This window comes from Streptomyces sp. NPDC088910, assembly GCF_044749865.1.
In the GTDB taxonomy this organism is placed as follows: Bacteria; Actinomycetota; Actinomycetes; order Streptomycetales; family Streptomycetaceae; genus Actinacidiphila.
On record NZ_JBIVIV010000005.1, the window covers coordinates 342,430 to 359,433 of the forward strand.

Consider the following 17,004-nt stretch of genomic DNA (forward strand, 5'->3'; position numbering starts at 1 on the left):
ACACCTTCTGGAGACCGTCAATTCCCGCCGGGACCGCCGGTCCGCCCCCGGTGCTCCTCCAGGATCCGCTCGGTGGCCGCGTCGAGGCGTTCGGCCGCGTCCGGCGCGAAGGACCGGTCCTTCACCCCGATCCGAAGCCCCTCGACGAACGCGCTCAACGGCTCGGCGGGAGGGGCGTCGATGGCGTCGACGATCGGCGGGAGGGCGGCCTCCACCGGCTTGGCGAACGACTGCATCGACAGGATCTGACGCAGTGTCACATCATCGTACTCGCCGGAGAAGCTCGTCGCGGTGACGCCCGGGTGGATCAGGACGTAGCGGATGCCGCTGTCCCCGTACCGCTCGGCGAAGGTGACGCCGAGCAGGTCGTTGAGCTTTCCGCCCTGGCCGAGCGCGGCGCCGCCGTGGTAACCGTGGCGCAGCTCCAGGTCGTCCCAGCGGACCACGCTCAGACTCGCACCGGGACCGGCCACGTTGACCACCACGGGCTGTTCGGCGGCGGACAGCGTGTCGACCAGGCCGTGTCCGAGCAGGTAGCGGCTGAGGTAGAACAGCGCGAAGTTCTCCTCGATGCCGTCGGCCGTGAGGGCGCGCTCGGTGCGGTAGTGGCGGGCGCACAGGACCAGGGCGTCGATCGTCGGGAACCGCGCGCGCAGCTTCTTGAGGACCCGTTCGTTCTCGCCCAGCAGGCTGAGGTCGGCCGGGATGAAGAAGGCCCGGTCCTGGGCGCCGACGGTCGCGGCGGTCTCCAGGAACGCCTTCCCCTTCACCTCGCTGCGGCCGATGACGACGACGGTGTCGCCGTTGCCGAGCCGGGTGGCCGCCAGCGCCTTTCCGATGCCGTCGGTGCCGCCGGCGATCACAATGGTCTTCACAGGGTGTCCCCTTGGGCGGCCAGGGAGGCGGGAGCCTCCGCGGAGCGGATGTCGGAGCCGACCGCGGAGTCGGCATGGGAGTGGACGTCGGCGGTGACGTCGGAGTTCACGTCGGCGTGCTGTTCCTGCGGCGTACCGCCGTCGGATTCCTGCGGCTTGGGACGGCCCGGCAGTTGGGTCGCGGCGATCAGGGCGAGGACGAGCGCGCCGGTCACGCCCCAGTATGCGTGCCGGAAGCCGCCGAGGGCGTCGCCGCTGCCCGCGCTCTGGACGAGCAGCGCGACCAGCGCGATGCCGATCGCGGCGCCGAGCTGGTTGAGCATGTACAGCACGGTGCTGCCCTGAGGCACCAGATGCGGCGGGAGCGTGCGGTAGAGGGAGGCGATGGTGGGCGCGCCCACGCTGCCGAGGCCGAGGCCGATCGTGAACGCCACCACGGCCGTCCAGACTTGGGACGTGTCCGCGCTGAGCTGGGTGAAGGCCAGCGCGCTCAGCGTGGCGACCGCGCCGCCGCACATCACCAGGGTCCGTGAGCCGACCTTGTCGGACAACCGTCCGGTCAGCGGCATCGACAGGGCCGACCCCACACCGAGCGGAGCGAGCAGCAGCGCGGACGCGAAGGTGTCGTGGCCGCGTACCTGCTGGTAGTACAGCGGCAGCGCGAACAGGCTGGCGAAGGTGGCCAGACCGACCAGGGCGCCGACGGTGACGCTGGCGGAGAAGCTGCGCGAGGCGAACAGCCGCAGGTCGATGAGCGGTTGCGTGGTGCGCTCGCGCAGCGCGTGGACGGCGTAGGCGCCGAGCAGCACGACCGCGGCGACCAGCGGGACGAGCACCTGCCAAGCGGAGAACTCGGTCCGCTCGGCGTACTGCGACAAGGTCAGCACGGCGGCCGCGACGCCCGGGCCGATCAGCGCGACGCCGACGGTGTCGAGCTTGCCCACCGGCTGCTCGCCGGTCGGCTTGTCGTCCGGGATCACCCGCAGGGCGAGCACCAGCGCGAGCAGGCCGATCGGGACGTTGACCAGGAACATCCAGCGCCAGGACACGCCTTGCAGGATGAATCCGCCGATCACCGGGCCGAACACCGGGCCGCTGGAGCCGACGACGCCCATGAGGCCCATGACCCGTCCGATCCGGCTGGGTCCGGCCGAACGGGCCAGCAGGGTCAGCATCAGCGGGTCGAGCAGACCCGCGCCGAGTCCCTGGAGCACGCGGAAGGCGATCAGGCTGCCGATGTTCCACGCGAGTCCGGAACTGATGGAACCGGCGAGGAAGATCACCAGGCCGAGCAGCCACAGCCGTCGACCGCCGAACCTGTCGACGGCCCAGGTGGTGACCGGGATGCTCACGGTCAGGGCGAGCAGATAGCTCGTGGACACCCAACTGACCGCGCTGAGTGAGGTGTCGAAGTCCTTGACCAGGGTGTCCGCTGCGACGGCGATCATCGAGCCGTCGAGGATCCCCATGATCCCGCCTAACAGGATCACTCCGATCAGTCGCCGCAGCGCGGGGTCAAGGCCCTCGTTCGACGGATGCGCCATGAGTCTCTCCGGTGGCGTGAAGTGGCATGAGGTGGCGTGAGGTGGCCGCGCGTCAGATGGCGGCACGTCAGATGACAGCGAGCCAAATTGCACTCGCCAGTGCAGATTAGGGCACCACTCAGGACGCTGACAACGTCGGTGGGCAACAAACTGCACCGGCTGGTGTAACTCAACGCCCGTATCGGGTACGCTGCGAGGGTGGGCGGAACTGCGACATCGGCATCAGGCAACCGAACGGCCTCGCGAGGCCGCATCGACAAGCGTCAGGCGATCCTCGACGCGGCCTTCGCCGTGTTCGCCAAGCGGGGGTACGCCGGTGCGTGCATGGAGGAGATCGCCGAAGTTGCGGGCGTCGCCAAGCACACCGTCTACAACCACCTCGGCGACAAGGAGAACCTCTTCCACGCCGCGATGGAGGCGACGGGGAACGCGGTGATGGACGGAAACCTCGCCCTGGCCGAGCAGTTGACGGTCGAGGGCGGCGCGAACGGCCGAAACGGCGAGGCCGACGAGGAGAGCGGGGACGGCGAGGGCTCCGACCCGGTCAGGTCCCGCTTGGAGGAGGTCGGATACCGCATGCTGCTCCAGTGTTGCGACCCCCGCTCCTGGGCGCTGCGCCGACTGCTGCACGCGGAGATCACCCGCTTCCCCGGACTGCTCGAAGTCGTCTGGGGGCGCGGCGCCGACCGGCTCCGGCAGACCCTCGCCGACCGGATGGCCCGGCTCTCCCTGGCCGGTCTGCTGCGCCCCTGCGACCCCGTCGAGGCCGCGGAGCAGTTCCTCGCTCTGCTCACGGGCCCCATGGAGGCGCGGTCCCAACTCGGCACCCGACCCGTACCGGACACCGAACTCCACACCGTGGCCGACGCCGCGGTCGACACATTCCTGCGCGCGTTCCGAGATGTCCAGCAGAACCGCTCCCTGCCGGTGACCGCTCCCTGACCTCTGACGATTCGACACGGTTTACCGCGCCTTCCCGCGAACGGATATCTCCGAAGCGGATCCGCGAAGTCCGTGTGTCCTCGCATGAACTCCCTGGCTCGAATCGATGAGAACGGTTTGAGAATCCGCGCCGCGGATCAGCACTAGATGGATGTGTCCACCTAACAGCTATGCAGGCAATGGAGCTTGCGGCCGTGAATCCACCTTCGGTCCGTACAACTCCAAGGGAGATACCGTGCGCATACTCGTTGTGGAGGCGCAGGAGCACGAAGCCGCGGCCCTGGCCCGCAATCTGGAGCGGTACGGCCATGAGGTGACGACCGTGGATTCCGGAACCGCGGCTCTGGAGACCTTCCGGCAGGCGAACTTCGTCCTGCTCGACCTCGATCTCCCGGACATCGACGGCCTGGCCGTCTGCCGCAGCATGCGGGAGACGGGTGACATCCCCGTCATCGCGTTCGCCAGCGGCGGCACCGAGCTGGACCGGGTCCTGGGACTGCGGGCGGGCGCCGACGACTGCATCGACAAGCCGTACGAGATCCGCGAGTTGGCGGCCCGCATGGAGGCCGTCATGCGGCGGCGGGAGCCGCGCCGACCGGTGGTCACCCCCAAGACGACGGTGTCGATCGGCGGTCTGCGGATCGACGCGGCCTCGCGCAAGGTGCAGGTGCACGAGAAGCCGGTGAAGCTGACCCGCAAGGAGTTCGACCTGCTGTACTACCTCGCGCGGCACCCCGAGATGGTCGTGACCCGGCAGCGGCTGCTCGCCGAGATATGGGAGATCCCGACGGTGCTCGCGGTCGGTTACCAGGCCAGCCGCACGGTGGACACCCATGTCAACTCGCTGCGCAACAAGTTGGGCCGGAGCAGTTGGATCGTCACCGTCCGCGGGGTCGGATTCCGGGTCGGCCTCGGCTGATCCGACCCCCGGACCCGCCCGCACGGCAACGGAAAAGGAAGCGGAAGCGCGCGTACGGCGGGGGCCCCGCCGTACGCGCGCCCGCGTCACGCTCCGCTCAGCGCGGCATGTCGCTCACAGGTACAGCGAGTTGGGCTCAAGGCCGGTCAGGGACCTGCCGTACAGCTCGATGTTGGTGCTCGGCGTGATCAGGGCGTGCAGGGACGTCGCGTGCACGTCCCGCTGGATGCGGGTGATCGGCACGTCCCGGAAGATCGAGGAGCCGCCGCTGGCGGCGGCGAGGATCTCCACGGCCTGCTTGGTCTGCTTGGCGATCCAGCCGATCTGCACCCGGGAGAAGACCCGGTCGTCCTGGGACCACGGCTCGTCCCGCCGGATCTTGTCGGCCAGCAGATCGGCGAACCGGTGGGCGCGGGCCTCGGCGTCCTCGATCAGCAGGGCCGCCTCGCCGACCTGGAGATGCGTGATCGGCGCCTCCAACTGGCTGGGGTAGCTGGTGTACGTCAGCGGCCGGCCGGGGAGCCGCTCCAGGAAGCTGGACAGGGCGTACTTGGCGGCGCCGACGAGCTGGCCCGTCTGTATCACCGTGGCGCTGACCAGCATCGGCACCCGGTAGGCGCCCTTGGCCGCGTTGGCCTGCGACTTCGAGACGTTCTGGTAGAAGTCGGCGCCGGAGATCACCCGGTGGTCGGGGACGAAGACGTCCTTCGCCACAGTGGTCACACTGCCGGAGCCCGCCAGGCCGATGGTGTTCCAGTCGTCGACGATCTCCAGTTCGGAGATCGGGATGAGGGCGAAGACCGGCAGGGTCTCCCCCGCGGGCCCCTCGGGCATCGCCGCGGTGATCTTCCAGTGGGCGTGCAGCACGCCGCTGTTGTAGCCCCAGCTACCGTTGAACAGATAGCCGCCGTCGACCCGGGTCGCCTTGCCGGACGCGGCCGTCGTGCCCGTCACGCGGACATGGGGCTCGGCGAACACCTCGTCCAGCGCCTCGTCGGGCCACAGGCCGACCATCCAGGTCAGCGAGGCGTAGATGGACAGGACGAAGGCGGCCGAGCTGTTGCCCTTCGCGACCTCGGCCAGCACGTCGACGAAGGCGCGCGCGTCCGACTCGTATCCGCCGTACTGCGTGGGCACCTGCATCTTGAGCAGACCCGACGCCTCGATCGCCTCGATGACGTCCTGCGGGAGCCTGCGGTTCTCGTCGATCCACAGCGCCCGGGAGCGCAGCAGGGGCACGAGTTTCCCCGCGGCCTCGACGAGATCGTCCCGGGACGGCGCGGTGGTGGTCATGATGGGTTCCTCCCGATGTGGGTAGCACTTGACGCGCCCGCTGCCGGGCACCGGTATTCCGGACGGTCCGCGCGCTGACATCGCCGGCGGGAAAGGGGAGTTGAGAACGGAATGCGGTCGGTGCTCTGATCACCGACCGACCGTTTTCCCGATCCTCGCACCCTCGGCGAAGCGGCGGCGAAGGAGCCGGGGAAACCTACGGTTCGCCCGCAGGTTTGTGTCGCACTGCCGGGGATTCCCCGACCGCGCTCAGTACCATGACGAGTTCGCCTCTGCCGGAGATGGCGAGTTTGCGGTAGACGCCCGACAGATGGAATTCGACGGTTCTGACGTTGAGGAAAAGGGCTTCCGCAATGCGCCGGTTGCTGTATCCGGCGCGGGCCAGCTGCGCGATTCTGGCCTCCTGCGGGGTGAGTCCGCGCGGGGCGCCAGGTCCGCCCAGCCGGCGCAGCGCGGACTCGGCGCGGTGCGCCCAGAAGGTGTTGCCGCAAGTGCGCGCGACCGCGGCGGCGGCCGTGAACCGGCTCCGCGCCCCGGCCGCGTCCTTGCGTTCGGCCCGCAGCGCGCCGAGGTCGTAGAGGGCCTGAGCCACCTCGCCCTGGGCGTCGGCCAGGCGGAGCAGATCGACGGCCTCCTCCAGCAGTACGAGGGAGGTCTTGTCGCGGCGCGCCACGGCGACGGCGCGCAGGGCCGTCCCCAGGACGCGCGCCGACCCCCACTTCCGCGCGGCGACGAGTTCGTCCTCGGCCAGGGCGACGGCGAGGTCACGGCGGCCCGCGACCGCGGCCCCGAGCGCGCCCGCCGAACGCCAGGCGACCACTGCGGGATTGTCGATGCCGTACGAGGCCAGCAGCCGGCCGCTGCTCAGGCAGTCGTCGATCCCCTGCCGGAACTGGCCCGCGGCCAGGTGCAGCGCGCCGCGGGCCGCCAGGACGTGGGCCCGGTCGTGGCCTTCGAGGTCGAGCGCGCCGACCATGCCGTTCTCCTGGAGCACCGTCCACGCGCCGTCGAGGTCGCCGGTCCCGACCAGCGCCTCGGTCAGCCAGACCGCGGCGAGGGGGACGCGGGTACCGGACCGGCCCCGGGCGAGGACCGCGCGCAGAATGCGTACGGCCCCGCTCGTATCCCCTCCGAGCAGCTTGATCCGTGCGCGCAGCAGGGCCAGCGTCTGGCGGTGGCGGACCGAACCCGACCAGAGCGGTTCGCGGGCCAGCCGGGCGCAGTGCGCGCTCGCGGACGAGGTGTCCCCCGCGTACAGCAGGGTCAGAACGGCCTGCCACACGCTGTCGGCGTCGGCTCGCCGCTCGTCCGCGGCGAGCAGGCGCTCGGCCTGGCGCATCGCCGTGGAGCGGTTCACCCCGCGGTGGGCCAGTTCGAGGACGCGGGGGGCCGCGGACACCTCGGTCTCGTCGGTACGCGCGCGCTCGCCGTCGTCGGCGCGGCGGATGCCCGGTGCGGGCGGGTGCGCCGCCGCGTATTCCTCGTGACGCCACCATGCGACCGCCGAGGGTGCCTCGGCGAGACGCAGCGGCGCGGATTCGTTCCTTCCGCCCTGCACGGTGGACTCCGTTCGGTAGGTCGGTGGGCCGATGGGCCGATGGGGCGCGCGGATGTGACGTGGTGTCAGGCGGTGAGGCTGTGCAGGAGGTGGTAGCGCTTGAAGCCGATCGGCCGGACGCCGGGAGTGTCGTGGGTGGCGCGCAGGGTGGCCGCCCGCGTGGCGCCCTCAAGGAACGAGATGTGCGCCTCGTCGCTGGTCCACTCGGCGTAGTTCAGGACGCGGGTGCCGTCGGTGCTGAGGTGGAAGTTGGCCGAGAGCAGGCCGGGGTGCTGCGCGCCGGGGGCGCTTTCGAGGGCGCCCGCGATCGACTCGACGATGTGCTCCTGCGGGGCGGGCCCGTCCACGTCGAAGGTCGCGACCACGAAGCTGGACGGCACCAGCGGCCCCTTGTGCAGCACGATCGCGCGGCGCAGCGTGTACGCGACCGTCGCGGCGCCCGCCAGTCCCGTCAGCCCCGAGGTGAAGTCGCGGTGGGCCGAGGCTCGCGAGGTCTGGAGGTAGGTCAGCACCGTGTCGTCCTCGGTGCTGAGATACGCGGAGGCCGACAGGAGCCCGGTCGGCCAGTCGGCGGCGCGCCACTGCTCGACGGTCTCGGCCACGGCCTCGACCCCGGAGTCGCGGTCGGGGACGTGCCACTGCGCGACGTGCGCGGCCGTGCTGTCGGCGCGCCGGATGTCCGGCGGTGCGGAGGAGATCTGCTGGGTCATTGCCGTCGTCCTTCCAGAGGACCGGGGTCCGGGGGTTCGGGGCGGGAAGCGGCCGGTGCGTGGGGAGTCACCGGCCGGGTGCGCGCTCAGCGCGGGTACGGATCGAGCGCGGGTTCAGCGCGGGTACGGATCGGGGGCGGGCTCAGCGCGGGTACGCGCGCTCGGCGCGGGCCGCCCGCAACGCGTTGCCCCACCAGTGCAGTTGGTCCAGGAGCAGTCCGGCCGACAGGACGCTCGGCTCCGGGTCGATCAGCCGGCCCGCCTCGTCGAAACGGTTTCCCGCCAGGGGAAAGGCGACGTTCTCCCGTACGGTCAGGGTGTGCACCTCGGCGAAGACCTGCCGGAGCTGCTCGACGGCGCGGATGCCGCCGCTGAGGCCGCCGTACGAGACGAAGCCGACCGGCTTGGCGGTCCACTCCTCGTAGAACCAGTCGACGGTGTTCTTCAGCGCGGCCGGGAAGCTGTGGTTGTACTCGGGCGTGACCACGACGAAGGCGTCGGCCGCCACGAGCACGGAACGCAGGGCTTCGCGGGTCCTGGCCGTCTCCAGCGACACGTCCTTGCCGGGCCCCGGCAGGACCAGCGGCAGCGGATGGTCGATCAGATCGACGCTCTGCACGGTGAATTCGGGGCGTTCCTTGACCTGGGACAGGAACCAGTCGGCCACGGCGGGACCGAGCCGCCCGTCGCGGACGCTGGCGGTGATGATGGCGAGGGAGAGCTGGTCATCCGTCATGGTGCGACCTGTCTGTGAGGGGTACGGAGTCCGGTCAGTGCGGCCAGCAGGCCGATCCCGGAGACGGCGGTGATCAGGGTCAGCGCCGGGCGGTGACCGTGGTGGGAGCCGAGCAGCGCCGCGGTGGCCGGGAGCATCACGACGGCGCCGACCTGCACGGCGGTCTGGAACAGCGGGACGGCCGCGGCCCGTTCGGCGGGCGGCAGCGCCCCGGTCGCCTGGAGATTGAGGGCCGCGAAGGAGAGCACGAACCCGGCGCCGACCAGAAGGAGCGTCGGCAGCATTCCCGTGAGGTAGGAACCGCTGTCGGGCCGCCACAGGTAGAGGGCGTAGCCCAGCAGCGGCGCGGTCGCGCCGAGGGCGATGAGCCGCCCGGTGCCCCACCGCGCCGTCATGGCTCCGGCGAAGGGCACGGTCACGGCAAGCGGCACGCACGCGGGCAGCAGGGCGACCGCCGACTGCCAGGGAGACCAGCCCAGTTGGCGCTGGGTTTGGAAGACGAGCAGCAGCAACAGGCTCTGGTACGTGCCGTTGAGACAGGCCGCGCCGACGGCGGAGCGCAGCAGTTGGCGGTTGCGCAGCAGCGCGGGGGTGACGCGGGGGGCCGGGACGGCGCCCCGGTCGCGCGGGATGATCCGCAGGGCGAAGACCAGCAGGATCAGGGCCACGGGCGCCGGGAAGAGAAAGGTCCAGCGCCAGCTCTCGGTCAGCAGCGCGCCCGACAGCAGTAGTCCGACCGTGAAACCGGCCGCGCCGAACAGGGCGTAGACGGACACCGCCCGCCGCTGCTGCGGTCCGCTGGGGAAGGTGGTGCCGATGATGGCGAGACCGGTCGGTGCGGTGAGCGCCGCGCTGAGCCCCTTGACCACCCGGGTGGTGATCAGCAGGGCCGCGCTGTCGGTGAGTCCGCCGACCACCGAGGCGGCGGCGAAGAGCAGCATCGCGGCGAGGTAGACCCGCCTGCGGCCCAGTCGGGCGTTGAGCCGGGGGCCCAGGACGAGCAGCGTGGCGAATCCGACGGCGAAGCCGCTCATCAGCCACTGCGCCGTCCACAGGTCAAGGCCGAGCGCGGCGCCGATGGAGGGCAGCGCGACGAGCACCAGGGAGACCTCGATCGCGTCGAGGATCATGTTGGCCGACAGGATCAGGAGGACGGTCCAGAGCCGGGCGTCCCAGCGCGTCGATTCCGCCGCCGGTCCTGTTCCCGTGCCCGTGCCCGTTCCCGCTCCCGTGGCCGTTCCCGTGGCCTCGGGGTCGGCCTCGGCATCGGCATCGGCATCGGCATCGGAAGAGTCGGTCCACGAGGGAGCTGTCATGAGGGGCCGCCGTGTCTGTGTCGGATGGGGTCGCGGTGTCGGCTTCGGCGTCGGGTCCGGCTCACGGCAGCAGCGCGGGCAGCTTCTCGGTGACGAGCCGGATGTTCTCGGCGACCAGCTCGTCCGGCATCCCGGCGATGCTCGCCCAGAAGATGAGGTGCTTGACCGGCAGGTCACCGGTCAGTTCCTTGATCCGGACGGCCGCGTCCTCGGGGGTGAGGATGTCGAGCAGGCCGCGGGTGTCCTCGGCGTTCGGGTCGCGGAGATCCTCGGCGGTGAGCAGCGGTTCGGACTTCTCCCGGCCCTCCACCGACAACTGCCGGTAGGAGTTGACCTGGTGGGCCAGGTGCGGCGCGACCTGGTGCCACGCCTTCTCCGGGTCCTCGGCGAGGATGATGGGCATCAGGTCGCTGACCCGGGCCGCCTGCGGGTCGTGGCCCGCCTCGACCAGGCCCTTGCGGTAGTGCTTGAACATGGGGCGCGAGATGTGCAGCAGCCCGATGCCCAGCTCGCCCGCGAGCTTCGCGCCGCGCGGACCGTAGAAACCGCCCCACAGCGGCGGCGGGTCCTGGATCGGCAGCGGCGAGATCACCCGCTCCTGCCACAGGCGCAGGATCTCGCGGATGTTGCGGCCGGTGCCCGCGAACCGGCGGCCGAAGTCCGCGCCGAACAGCTCGTATTCGGGCACCCGGTACCCGGCGCCCAGGCCGAGTTCGAGCCGGCCGCCGCTGATCAGGTCGACGAGCGCGGCCTGTTCGGCGAGGTCGACGGGGTGGTGCAGCGCGGGCAGCACCACCGAGGTGCCGATCCGGGCCCGCCGGGTGCGCGCGGCGACGGCCGCCGCGACGGTCAGCGGCTGCGGCAGATAGCCGTCCTCGAAGCGGTGGTGCTCGGTGAACCACAGGCCGCCGACACCGCGTTGGTCGGCCTCTTCGCAGAGTTCCAGAGTATGCGCGTAGTGGTCGGCCCACGGCCGGTGCCACTGCTCGGGGTTGCGCAGGTCGAAGAGGAGTCCGACGTCCATGCCACGATCCTTTTCACTGGGGTGGGTTGCCGTGCTTGCGGTGCGGCAGGTCGGCGCCCTTGGCGCTGAGCATGTTCAGGGCGCGGCAGAGCACGGGCCGCGTCAGGCGCGGGTCGATCACGTCGTCGACGAGGCCGCGTTCGGCCGCGTAGTACGGATGGACCAGCTCGTCGCGGTACTCGGCGATCTTCTGGGCGCGCATGGCGGCCGGGTCCTCGGCGGCGGCGATCTCGCGCCGGAAGACCACGTTGGCGGCGCCCTCGGCGCCCATGACCGCGATCTCGTTAGTCGGCCAGGCGAAGGCCAGGTCGGCGCCGATGGAGCGGGAGTCCATGACGATGTACGCGCCGCCGTACGCCTTGCGCAGGATCAGTGAGACCCGCGGCACGGTGGCGTTGCAGTACGCGTAGAGCAGTTTGGCGCCGCGCCGGATGATGCCGTTGTGCTCCTGGTCGACGCCGGGCAGGAAGCCGGGGACGTCGACGAGGGTGACCAGCGGGATGTTGAACGAGTCGCAGAACTGGACGAACCGGGCGCCCTTCTCGCTGGAGTCGATGTCCAGTACGCCCGCCATCGCCGCGGGCTGGTTGGCGACCAGGCCCACCACCCGGCCCTCCAGCCGGGCGAGCGCGCAGACCAGGTTGGGCGCGAACGCGGCGTGCACTTCGAGGAATTCGCCGTCGTCGACGATCTCCTCGATCACCCGCCGGACGTCGTAGGACCGGTTGCCGTCGGCGGGCACCAGGTCGAGCAGTGCCTCGGACTCGCGGTCGGGCGGATCCGCGGTGATGGCGCGCGGCGGCAGTTCGCGGTTGTTGGCGGGCAACAGCGAGAGCAGATAGCGGACTTCGGCCAGGCAGGTCTCCTCGTCGTCGTAGACGAAGTGGGCGACCCCCGAGGTCGCGGCGTGCACGTCCGCGCCGCCGAGACCGTTCTGGGTGATCTCCTCGCCGGTCACCGCCTGGACCACGTCCGGGCCGGTGATGAACATCTGCGAGGTCTCCCGGACCATGAACACCAGGTCGGTGAGGGCCGGACTGTAGGCGGCTCCGCCCGCGCACGGGCCGAGCATCACGCTGATCTGCGGGATCACCCCGGAGGCGCTGGTGTTGCGCCGGAAGATCCCGCCGTAACCGGCGAGCGCGGAGACGCCCTCCTGGATACGGGCGCCCGCCCCGTCGTTGAGCGAGACCAGCGGGGCGCCGGCCGCGATGGCCAGGTCCATGATCTTGTGGATCTTCTCGGCGTGCGCCTCTCCCAGCGCGCCGCCGAAGATCCGGAAGTCATGGGCGTACACGAAGACCGTCCGGCCCTCGACCGTGCCCCAGCCGGTGACCACACCGTCGGTGTGCGGCTTCTTCGCCTCCAGGCCGAAGCCGCTGGCGCGGTGCCGCCGCAGCCCTTCGACCTCGGTGAAACTGCCCTTGTCCAGGAGCAGTTCGATCCGCTCCCGCGCGGTGAGCTTGCCGCGTGCGTGCTGTCGTTCGGTCGCCCGCGGATCGGGTCCCTGCCGGACCCGTTCCTTCAGGGCGCCGAGTTCGGACGTGCGGTCCGCGATGCTTCCCGGGACGTCTGTCGGCATGCCGGGCCACCTCCTCTCCCGTTCGATTCGGTCGGTTCCTGCTCCCCTTGGGCGGTCAGCCCAGCAGCGTGCCGCCGGTGGCGTCGATGAAGGCGCCGGTGATCCACCGGGCCTCGTCGGTGGCGAGGAAGGTGACCACGTCCGCGACGTCACCGGCCTTGCCGACCCGCTTGAAGGCCGAGAGCTGAGCCATCTGCTCGACCGCCTCGGGGATGTCGAAGACGGCGCTGCCGTTGTCGGTGATCCCGGGCGCGACGCTGTTGATGGTGATGCCGCGCGGCGCCAGGTGGCGGGCGAGGTGCAGGGTGAGCTGCTCGATCGCGCCCTTGGTCATCGCGTACGCGACCTGGTCGGGGTTGGCGACCCGGGTCAGGCCGGACGAGATGTTGATGATGCGACCGCCCTCGGGGATCTGCGCCAGGGCCCGCTGCACGATGAGGTACGGGGCCTTGGCGTTCACCGCGAAGAACAGGTCGAGCTGTTCCGGGGTCACGTCCTCGGGTGCGATGCCGCTCGCGCTGGTCGCACCGGCGTTGTTCACCAGGATGTCGAGGGTGGTGCCGCCGGACCGCTCCTTGAGGCCCTTCTCCAGGCCGAGGAAGAGTTCGTGCACATCGCCGGGCGCGCCCAACTCCGCGCGGACGGTGAACGCCTGGCCGCCGTCCTTCTCGATGAGTTCGACGGTCTCCTGGGCCGCCGCCTCGTTGGCGGCGTAGTGCACGGCGACCAGTGCGCCCTCCCTGGCCAGCCGTACGGCGATGGCGCGGCCGATGCCGCGGCTGGAGCCGGTGACGAGTGCCGTCTTGCCGATGAGCCTGCTCATGATGCCTCTCCTGGGGTGACGTCATCTGTGGTGGTCTGGTGTGGTGCCGCGGGGCCGGACGGGTCGGGGTCGACGGGGTCGGGGTCGACGGGGTCGGGGTCGGGGTCGGCCGGACCGGGTTCGGCGGGGTCGGGGGCGGCGGCGCCGAGGCCGCTGATCGCGCGGGCCAGATGGCGCCGGGCCGAGTCGATCTCCAGCAGTTGGCCGAAGACCGACCGCAGGCCGTCCACTTCGGGACCGCCGAGCAGCAGCCGGGCCTGGGCCTGGATGTTGGTGAGCGTCGCGGCGCCGATCCGGTGCCGGGTGTCGTGGTAGCTCTCCAGCAGGGCCGAGCCGCTGTCCTCGCTGCCCCCGTCGCCCTTGGCGATCTGTTCCGCGAGCTTGCGGCCGAGGTCGGCGGCGTCCTGGAGGCCGAGGTTGAGCGCCTGGCCCCCGACGGGCATCTGCACGTGGGCCGCGTCGCCCGCGAGGAGCACCCGGCCCTTCACATAGCGGGTGGCCTGGATCGTGGTGTTGTCGAAGGCGTTGAGCCAGACCGGGGTGCCGGCGCCGATGTCCTCGCCGGTCACCAGGGCCCAGGCCCGGACGACCTCGTCCAGGCTCGGGGCGCCGGTCCGCCGTCCGGGGCCGGTGCCAGTTCCGGTGCCGGTGCTGGGACCGGTGCCGGTGCCGGTGCTGGGGCCGGTGCTGGCTTCGGCTTCGGCTTCGGCGGACGGACCGCTGCCTTCGCCGTGCACATGGACCATCACCCGCGTGCTGCCGTCGGGCCAGCGGAAGGCGGTGGCGAGCCCGTTCGGATGCCGCTCGAAGCGCCGGTTGGGGATGTCGATGCCCGCGAGGTCGGCCCGGAGCATCTCCAGCGTGCCGTCCCCGCCGTCCACCTCGAATCCGGCCAACTGCCGTACGGTGCTGCGCTCGCCGTCGCAGCCGACCACGTAGGAGGCGGTCAGGACGCCCGGTTGGGAGCCCAGTTCGATGAACCCGGCCTCCACCCGGTCGGTCCGCGAACGCAGGCCCGTCACCGCGTGCCCGCGCAGCACCCGCGCGCCCAACTCCGTGGCCCAGGCGTACAGCACGGCCTCCAGACGCGCCTGGGCGCACTTCCACTGCCCGGCCCAGCGGTGGCCGGGAGCCGCCGCGGTCAGGTCGAGGCGCAGGCCGCCGAAGTGCCCGGGGCCGCCGCTGGGCAGCGTGCCCAGCCGTGACAGCAGCCCGCGTTCGTCCAGGATCTCCATCGTGCGGGTGTGCAGCGTGGACGCCCGGGACTCGGTGGTCGGTTCGGTGAGCTGCTCCAGCACGGTCACCCGCGCTCCGCCGAGGCGCAGTTCACCGGCGAGCAGCAGCCCGACGGGTCCTGCTCCGACCACGACGACATCGGTGTCCAGTGGGCCCGCCATGCTCAGCGCCGCGCTTCCGCGTGCTCCTTGGCGTGGTTCAGCGTGGCCCGGCTGTTGTTGCCGAGCGCCTCACGGATGAACCGGCGCGCCTCCTCCACCCCCGCCTCGGGGCCGAGCACCTTGCCGATGTTCTCGGCGTTGAGCACGACGGTGTGCTGTGAGGTGGCGGTGGTGACCCCGTCCTCGCCCTCCTCGAAGGTCCAGTAGCCGGTGTGCAGGTCGAGCAGCGCGGGCAGCGTGGTCTGCTTGTAGGCGATCTTGTGGTGCGGGAAGCAGACCCGGACCGACTCGGTGGTGTGGGTCGAGCCGTCCTTGGTGAGCGTGTCCATCCGCAGGGTCTGGAGGCCCGGGGTGTCCTCGGTGAGTTCGACCTTGGCGACGTGCGGCAGCCGCTCGGTCCACAGGTGGGCCTCGTTGACGAAGTCGAAGACGTCCTTGGCCGCGCCCTCGACCCGCACGCTGTCCTCGAAGGACAGGCTCAGCCCGGCGTCCTGCGCCGACAGCTCCAAGTTGGTCTTCAGGCCAGGCAGTTCGGCCCGGCTGTTGCGGTCAACCGCCTCGTCGATCCATCGCAGACCCTCGGGGTCGTCGTCGATCGCGCGGTAGCTGTGCAGCAGCCGTACCCGCGACTCCCGCTCCCCCAGCCGCTCGATGATCCAGGTGCCGGTCATCTCGGCCACCGGGGGCGCCGAGACCTCCTGCCAGAAACGGATACGCAGGGCATCGGGGTCCAGCGTCCGCCGCGAACTCCAGTTCTTGGCCTCGCCGTTGGCGGTGGCCCAGATCCGGATGCGCTCCTCGTTCCCGTCGCGTTCGAGGTAGTCGACGTAGACGGACGGCGGGAACAGCCGGGGCCAGTTCTCGACCTCGGCGAGCAGCCGGTAGACGTCGGCGGCGGGGGCCCGCACGGTGATCTCGTGTTCGACCTCACGGGTCGTCATGTCACAGCTCCGATCGGTGGTGGAAAGGACCGCGGGACCGGGCGGTCGTCCGCGGTCGGTCAGGGGTCGGTCAGGGGCCGGTCAGGGGTCGGGCAGCGGTCGGGCAAAGGGCAAACGGGATCGGCCGGAGATCAGCCGGGGATCAGCCAGGGTTCAGAAGTTGCCGAGGCCGCCGCACACGTTGAGCGCCTGCGAGGTGATGGAGGCGGCGGTGTCGGAGGCGAGGTAGCCGACCAGTCCCGCCACTTCCTCGGGCGAGGAGTAGCGGCCGAGCGGGATCTTGGACTGGAACTTCTGGAGGATCGCGTCCTCGCTCGTGTCGTAGGCCGCCGCGTATCCCTGCCGGACCCGCGCGGCCATCGGCGTCTCGACGTAGCCGGGGCAGACCGCGTTGACCGTGATCCCGGTCGGCGCCAGCTCGTTGCCCAGGGCCTTGGTGAAACCGACGACGCCGTGCTTGGAAGCGGAGTACGGGGCGCCGAGCACCACGCCCTGCTTCCCGGCGGTGGAGGCGATGTTGATGATCCGGCCGCGGCTCTTGTCGCGCAGACCGCCCGTGTTCAGCACCTCACGGGTGACCCGGAAGACGCTGTTCAGGTTGGTCTCGATCACGTCGTACCACAGCTCGTCGGTGATGTCGGCGGTCACTCCGCCGCCGCTGCGGCCCGCGTTGTTGACGAGCACGTCGATGGTGCCGAAGCGGTCGACGGCCGCCTGGACGAACGACCTGACCTCCTCGTCGCTGCGGATGTCGACGACCGCGCCGTCGACCTCCAGCCCCTCGGCGCGCAGTTCCTTGACGGTGGCCGCGACGTTGTCGGCGTTGCGGGCGCCGATGAAGACCCGGTGCCGCTGACCGGCCAGCAGGCGGGCGACCGCCAGGCCGATACCGCTGGTCGCGCCCGTCACCAGGGCGACCCGCTCCGTGTTCTGCGACATGTGCCGTCTCCTCAGACGCTCGGGGCAGCGGAGAGCTGCGAGTTGACGGCGTCGATGAGGCCGCGCGGTGTGACCGCGTCGGTCAGGGCGGAGTCGTCGAGCGAGATGTCGTACTCGCGCTCGATCCGGCTGCCGGTCTCCAGCAGGGCGAGCGACTCGTAGCCGAGCGCCTGGAACTCGGTGTCGATGATGTCGCCGCTCAGGTCGACGCCCTCCTCTTCGCCCGCGGCCTCCAGCAGGATGCGGCGGAGGTCGTCGAGGGTGAACGGGCTGGTGGTGGACATGTCCGGTGCCTTTCGTGGTGGGGATGGTGGCCGGGGCGCGAAGGCCGGAGCCCGCGGTGGCCGGTGGTCCCGGCGGCGGGCGGCCTCAGCGGTCGGCGGCGGGTGACTACAGCGGTCGGCG

General features: G+C 71.0%; 14 protein-coding genes and 1 pseudogene. 2 read left to right on the plus strand and 13 right to left on the minus strand.

Features of this window, described 5'->3' with window-relative positions; all coding sequences use genetic code 11:
* Positions 1-17: 17 nt before the first annotated feature.
* Both ACIP4Z_RS14730 and ACIP4Z_RS14735 read right to left on the minus strand, forming a co-directional pair.
* Entirely contained in the window at positions 18-875 is an 858-nt protein-coding gene (locus ACIP4Z_RS14730; protein ID WP_355335433.1) for an SDR family NAD(P)-dependent oxidoreductase, read from the minus strand.
* Positions 872-2,419, minus strand: coding sequence for a DHA2 family efflux MFS transporter permease subunit (locus tag ACIP4Z_RS14735; protein WP_391162863.1), 1,548 nt, complete (start codon positions 2,417-2,419; stop codon positions 872-874). The genes ACIP4Z_RS14730 and ACIP4Z_RS14735 overlap by 4 nt, the downstream gene beginning before the upstream one ends.
* A gap of 198 nt (positions 2,420-2,617) precedes the next feature.
* Between ACIP4Z_RS14735 and ACIP4Z_RS14740 the strand changes: the two genes are divergently transcribed.
* Positions 2,618-3,361, plus strand: coding sequence for a TetR/AcrR family transcriptional regulator (locus ACIP4Z_RS14740; RefSeq protein ID WP_355335438.1), 744 nt, complete (start codon positions 2,618-2,620; stop codon positions 3,359-3,361).
* A 235-nt stretch (positions 3,362-3,596) separates the two neighbouring features.
* On the plus strand, positions 3,597-4,280 hold the full coding sequence (locus tag ACIP4Z_RS14745; protein ID WP_355335441.1) for a response regulator transcription factor: 684 nt from the start codon (positions 3,597-3,599) through the stop codon (positions 4,278-4,280).
* A gap of 114 nt (positions 4,281-4,394) precedes the next feature.
* Here the strand turns inward: ACIP4Z_RS14745 and ACIP4Z_RS14750 are convergent, their stop codons facing one another.
* The 11 genes and pseudogenes from ACIP4Z_RS14750 to ACIP4Z_RS14800 form a co-directional block, all read right to left on the minus strand.
* Positions 4,395-5,573, minus strand: coding sequence for an acyl-CoA dehydrogenase family protein (locus ACIP4Z_RS14750; RefSeq protein WP_355335444.1), 1,179 nt, complete (start codon positions 5,571-5,573; stop codon positions 4,395-4,397).
* Positions 5,574-5,769: 196 nt separating this feature from the next.
* A complete protein-coding gene (locus ACIP4Z_RS14755; RefSeq protein WP_401307914.1) occupies positions 5,770-7,131 on the minus strand; it encodes a LuxR C-terminal-related transcriptional regulator in 1,362 nt (453 codons plus the stop codon).
* Positions 7,132-7,196: 65 nt separating this feature from the next.
* A complete protein-coding gene (locus ACIP4Z_RS14760) occupies positions 7,197-7,841 on the minus strand; it encodes a hypothetical protein (RefSeq protein WP_401307917.1) in 645 nt (214 codons plus the stop codon).
* Between the two features lie 142 nt (positions 7,842-7,983).
* Entirely contained in the window at positions 7,984-8,577 is a 594-nt protein-coding gene (locus ACIP4Z_RS14765) for an NAD(P)H-dependent oxidoreductase (protein ID WP_355335452.1), read from the minus strand.
* Positions 8,574-9,893: an MFS transporter gene (locus tag ACIP4Z_RS14770; RefSeq protein ID WP_401307920.1), complete on the minus strand. Its 1,320-nt coding sequence runs from the start codon at positions 9,891-9,893 to the stop codon at positions 8,574-8,576. Before ACIP4Z_RS14770 ends, ACIP4Z_RS14765 begins: the two co-directional genes overlap by 4 nt.
* Positions 9,894-9,954: 61 nt before the next feature.
* Positions 9,955-10,917, minus strand: coding sequence for an LLM class flavin-dependent oxidoreductase (locus tag ACIP4Z_RS14775; protein WP_391051276.1), 963 nt, complete (start codon positions 10,915-10,917; stop codon positions 9,955-9,957).
* A gap of 13 nt (positions 10,918-10,930) precedes the next feature.
* Positions 10,931-12,499: a carboxyl transferase domain-containing protein gene (locus ACIP4Z_RS14780; protein WP_391051274.1), complete on the minus strand. Its 1,569-nt coding sequence runs from the start codon at positions 12,497-12,499 to the stop codon at positions 10,931-10,933.
* A 55-nt stretch (positions 12,500-12,554) separates the two neighbouring features.
* Positions 12,555-14,719, minus strand: a pseudogene (locus tag ACIP4Z_RS14785) (SDR family oxidoreductase).
* Between the two features lie 2 nt (positions 14,720-14,721).
* The gene (locus ACIP4Z_RS14790) at positions 14,722-15,660 is read right to left on the minus strand and encodes an SRPBCC family protein (RefSeq protein WP_391051272.1); all 939 of its coding nucleotides are present in this window, start codon (positions 15,658-15,660) and stop codon (positions 14,722-14,724) included.
* A 153-nt stretch (positions 15,661-15,813) separates the two neighbouring features.
* Complete coding sequence (gene fabG, locus ACIP4Z_RS14795; RefSeq protein ID WP_355335464.1) at positions 15,814-16,599, minus strand: 3-oxoacyl-ACP reductase FabG; 786 nt, start codon at positions 16,597-16,599, stop codon at positions 15,814-15,816.
* A gap of 11 nt (positions 16,600-16,610) precedes the next feature.
* Complete coding sequence (locus tag ACIP4Z_RS14800; protein WP_355335466.1) at positions 16,611-16,883, minus strand: acyl carrier protein; 273 nt, start codon at positions 16,881-16,883, stop codon at positions 16,611-16,613.
* Positions 16,884-17,004: the final 121 nt, after the last annotated feature.

Excerpts from the sequence above, each read along its gene's own strand:
- ACIP4Z_RS14735 (WP_391162863.1), bottom strand. The coding sequence starts at position 2,419 with ATGGCGCATCCGTCGAACGAGGGCCTTGACCCCGCGCTGCGGCGACTG.
- ACIP4Z_RS14750 (WP_355335444.1), bottom strand. The coding sequence starts at position 5,573 with ATGACCACCACCGCGCCGTCCCGGGACGATCTCGTCGAGGCCGCGGGG.
- ACIP4Z_RS14760 (WP_401307917.1), bottom strand. The coding sequence starts at position 7,841 with ATGACCCAGCAGATCTCCTCCGCACCGCCGGACATCCGGCGCGCCGAC.
- ACIP4Z_RS14765 (WP_355335452.1), bottom strand. The coding sequence starts at position 8,577 with ATGACGGATGACCAGCTCTCCCTCGCCATCATCACCGCCAGCGTCCGC.
- ACIP4Z_RS14770 (WP_401307920.1), bottom strand. The coding sequence starts at position 9,893 with ATGACAGCTCCCTCGTGGACCGACTCTTCCGATGCCGATGCCGATGCC.
- ACIP4Z_RS14775 (WP_391051276.1), bottom strand. The coding sequence starts at position 10,917 with ATGGACGTCGGACTCCTCTTCGACCTGCGCAACCCCGAGCAGTGGCAC.
- ACIP4Z_RS14780 (WP_391051274.1), bottom strand. The coding sequence starts at position 12,499 with ATGCCGACAGACGTCCCGGGAAGCATCGCGGACCGCACGTCCGAACTC.
- ACIP4Z_RS14790 (WP_391051272.1), bottom strand. The coding sequence starts at position 15,660 with ATGACGACCCGTGAGGTCGAACACGAGATCACCGTGCGGGCCCCCGCC.
- fabG (WP_355335464.1), bottom strand. The coding sequence starts at position 16,599 with ATGTCGCAGAACACGGAGCGGGTCGCCCTGGTGACGGGCGCGACCAGC.
- ACIP4Z_RS14800 (WP_355335466.1), bottom strand. The coding sequence starts at position 16,883 with ATGTCCACCACCAGCCCGTTCACCCTCGACGACCTCCGCCGCATCCTG.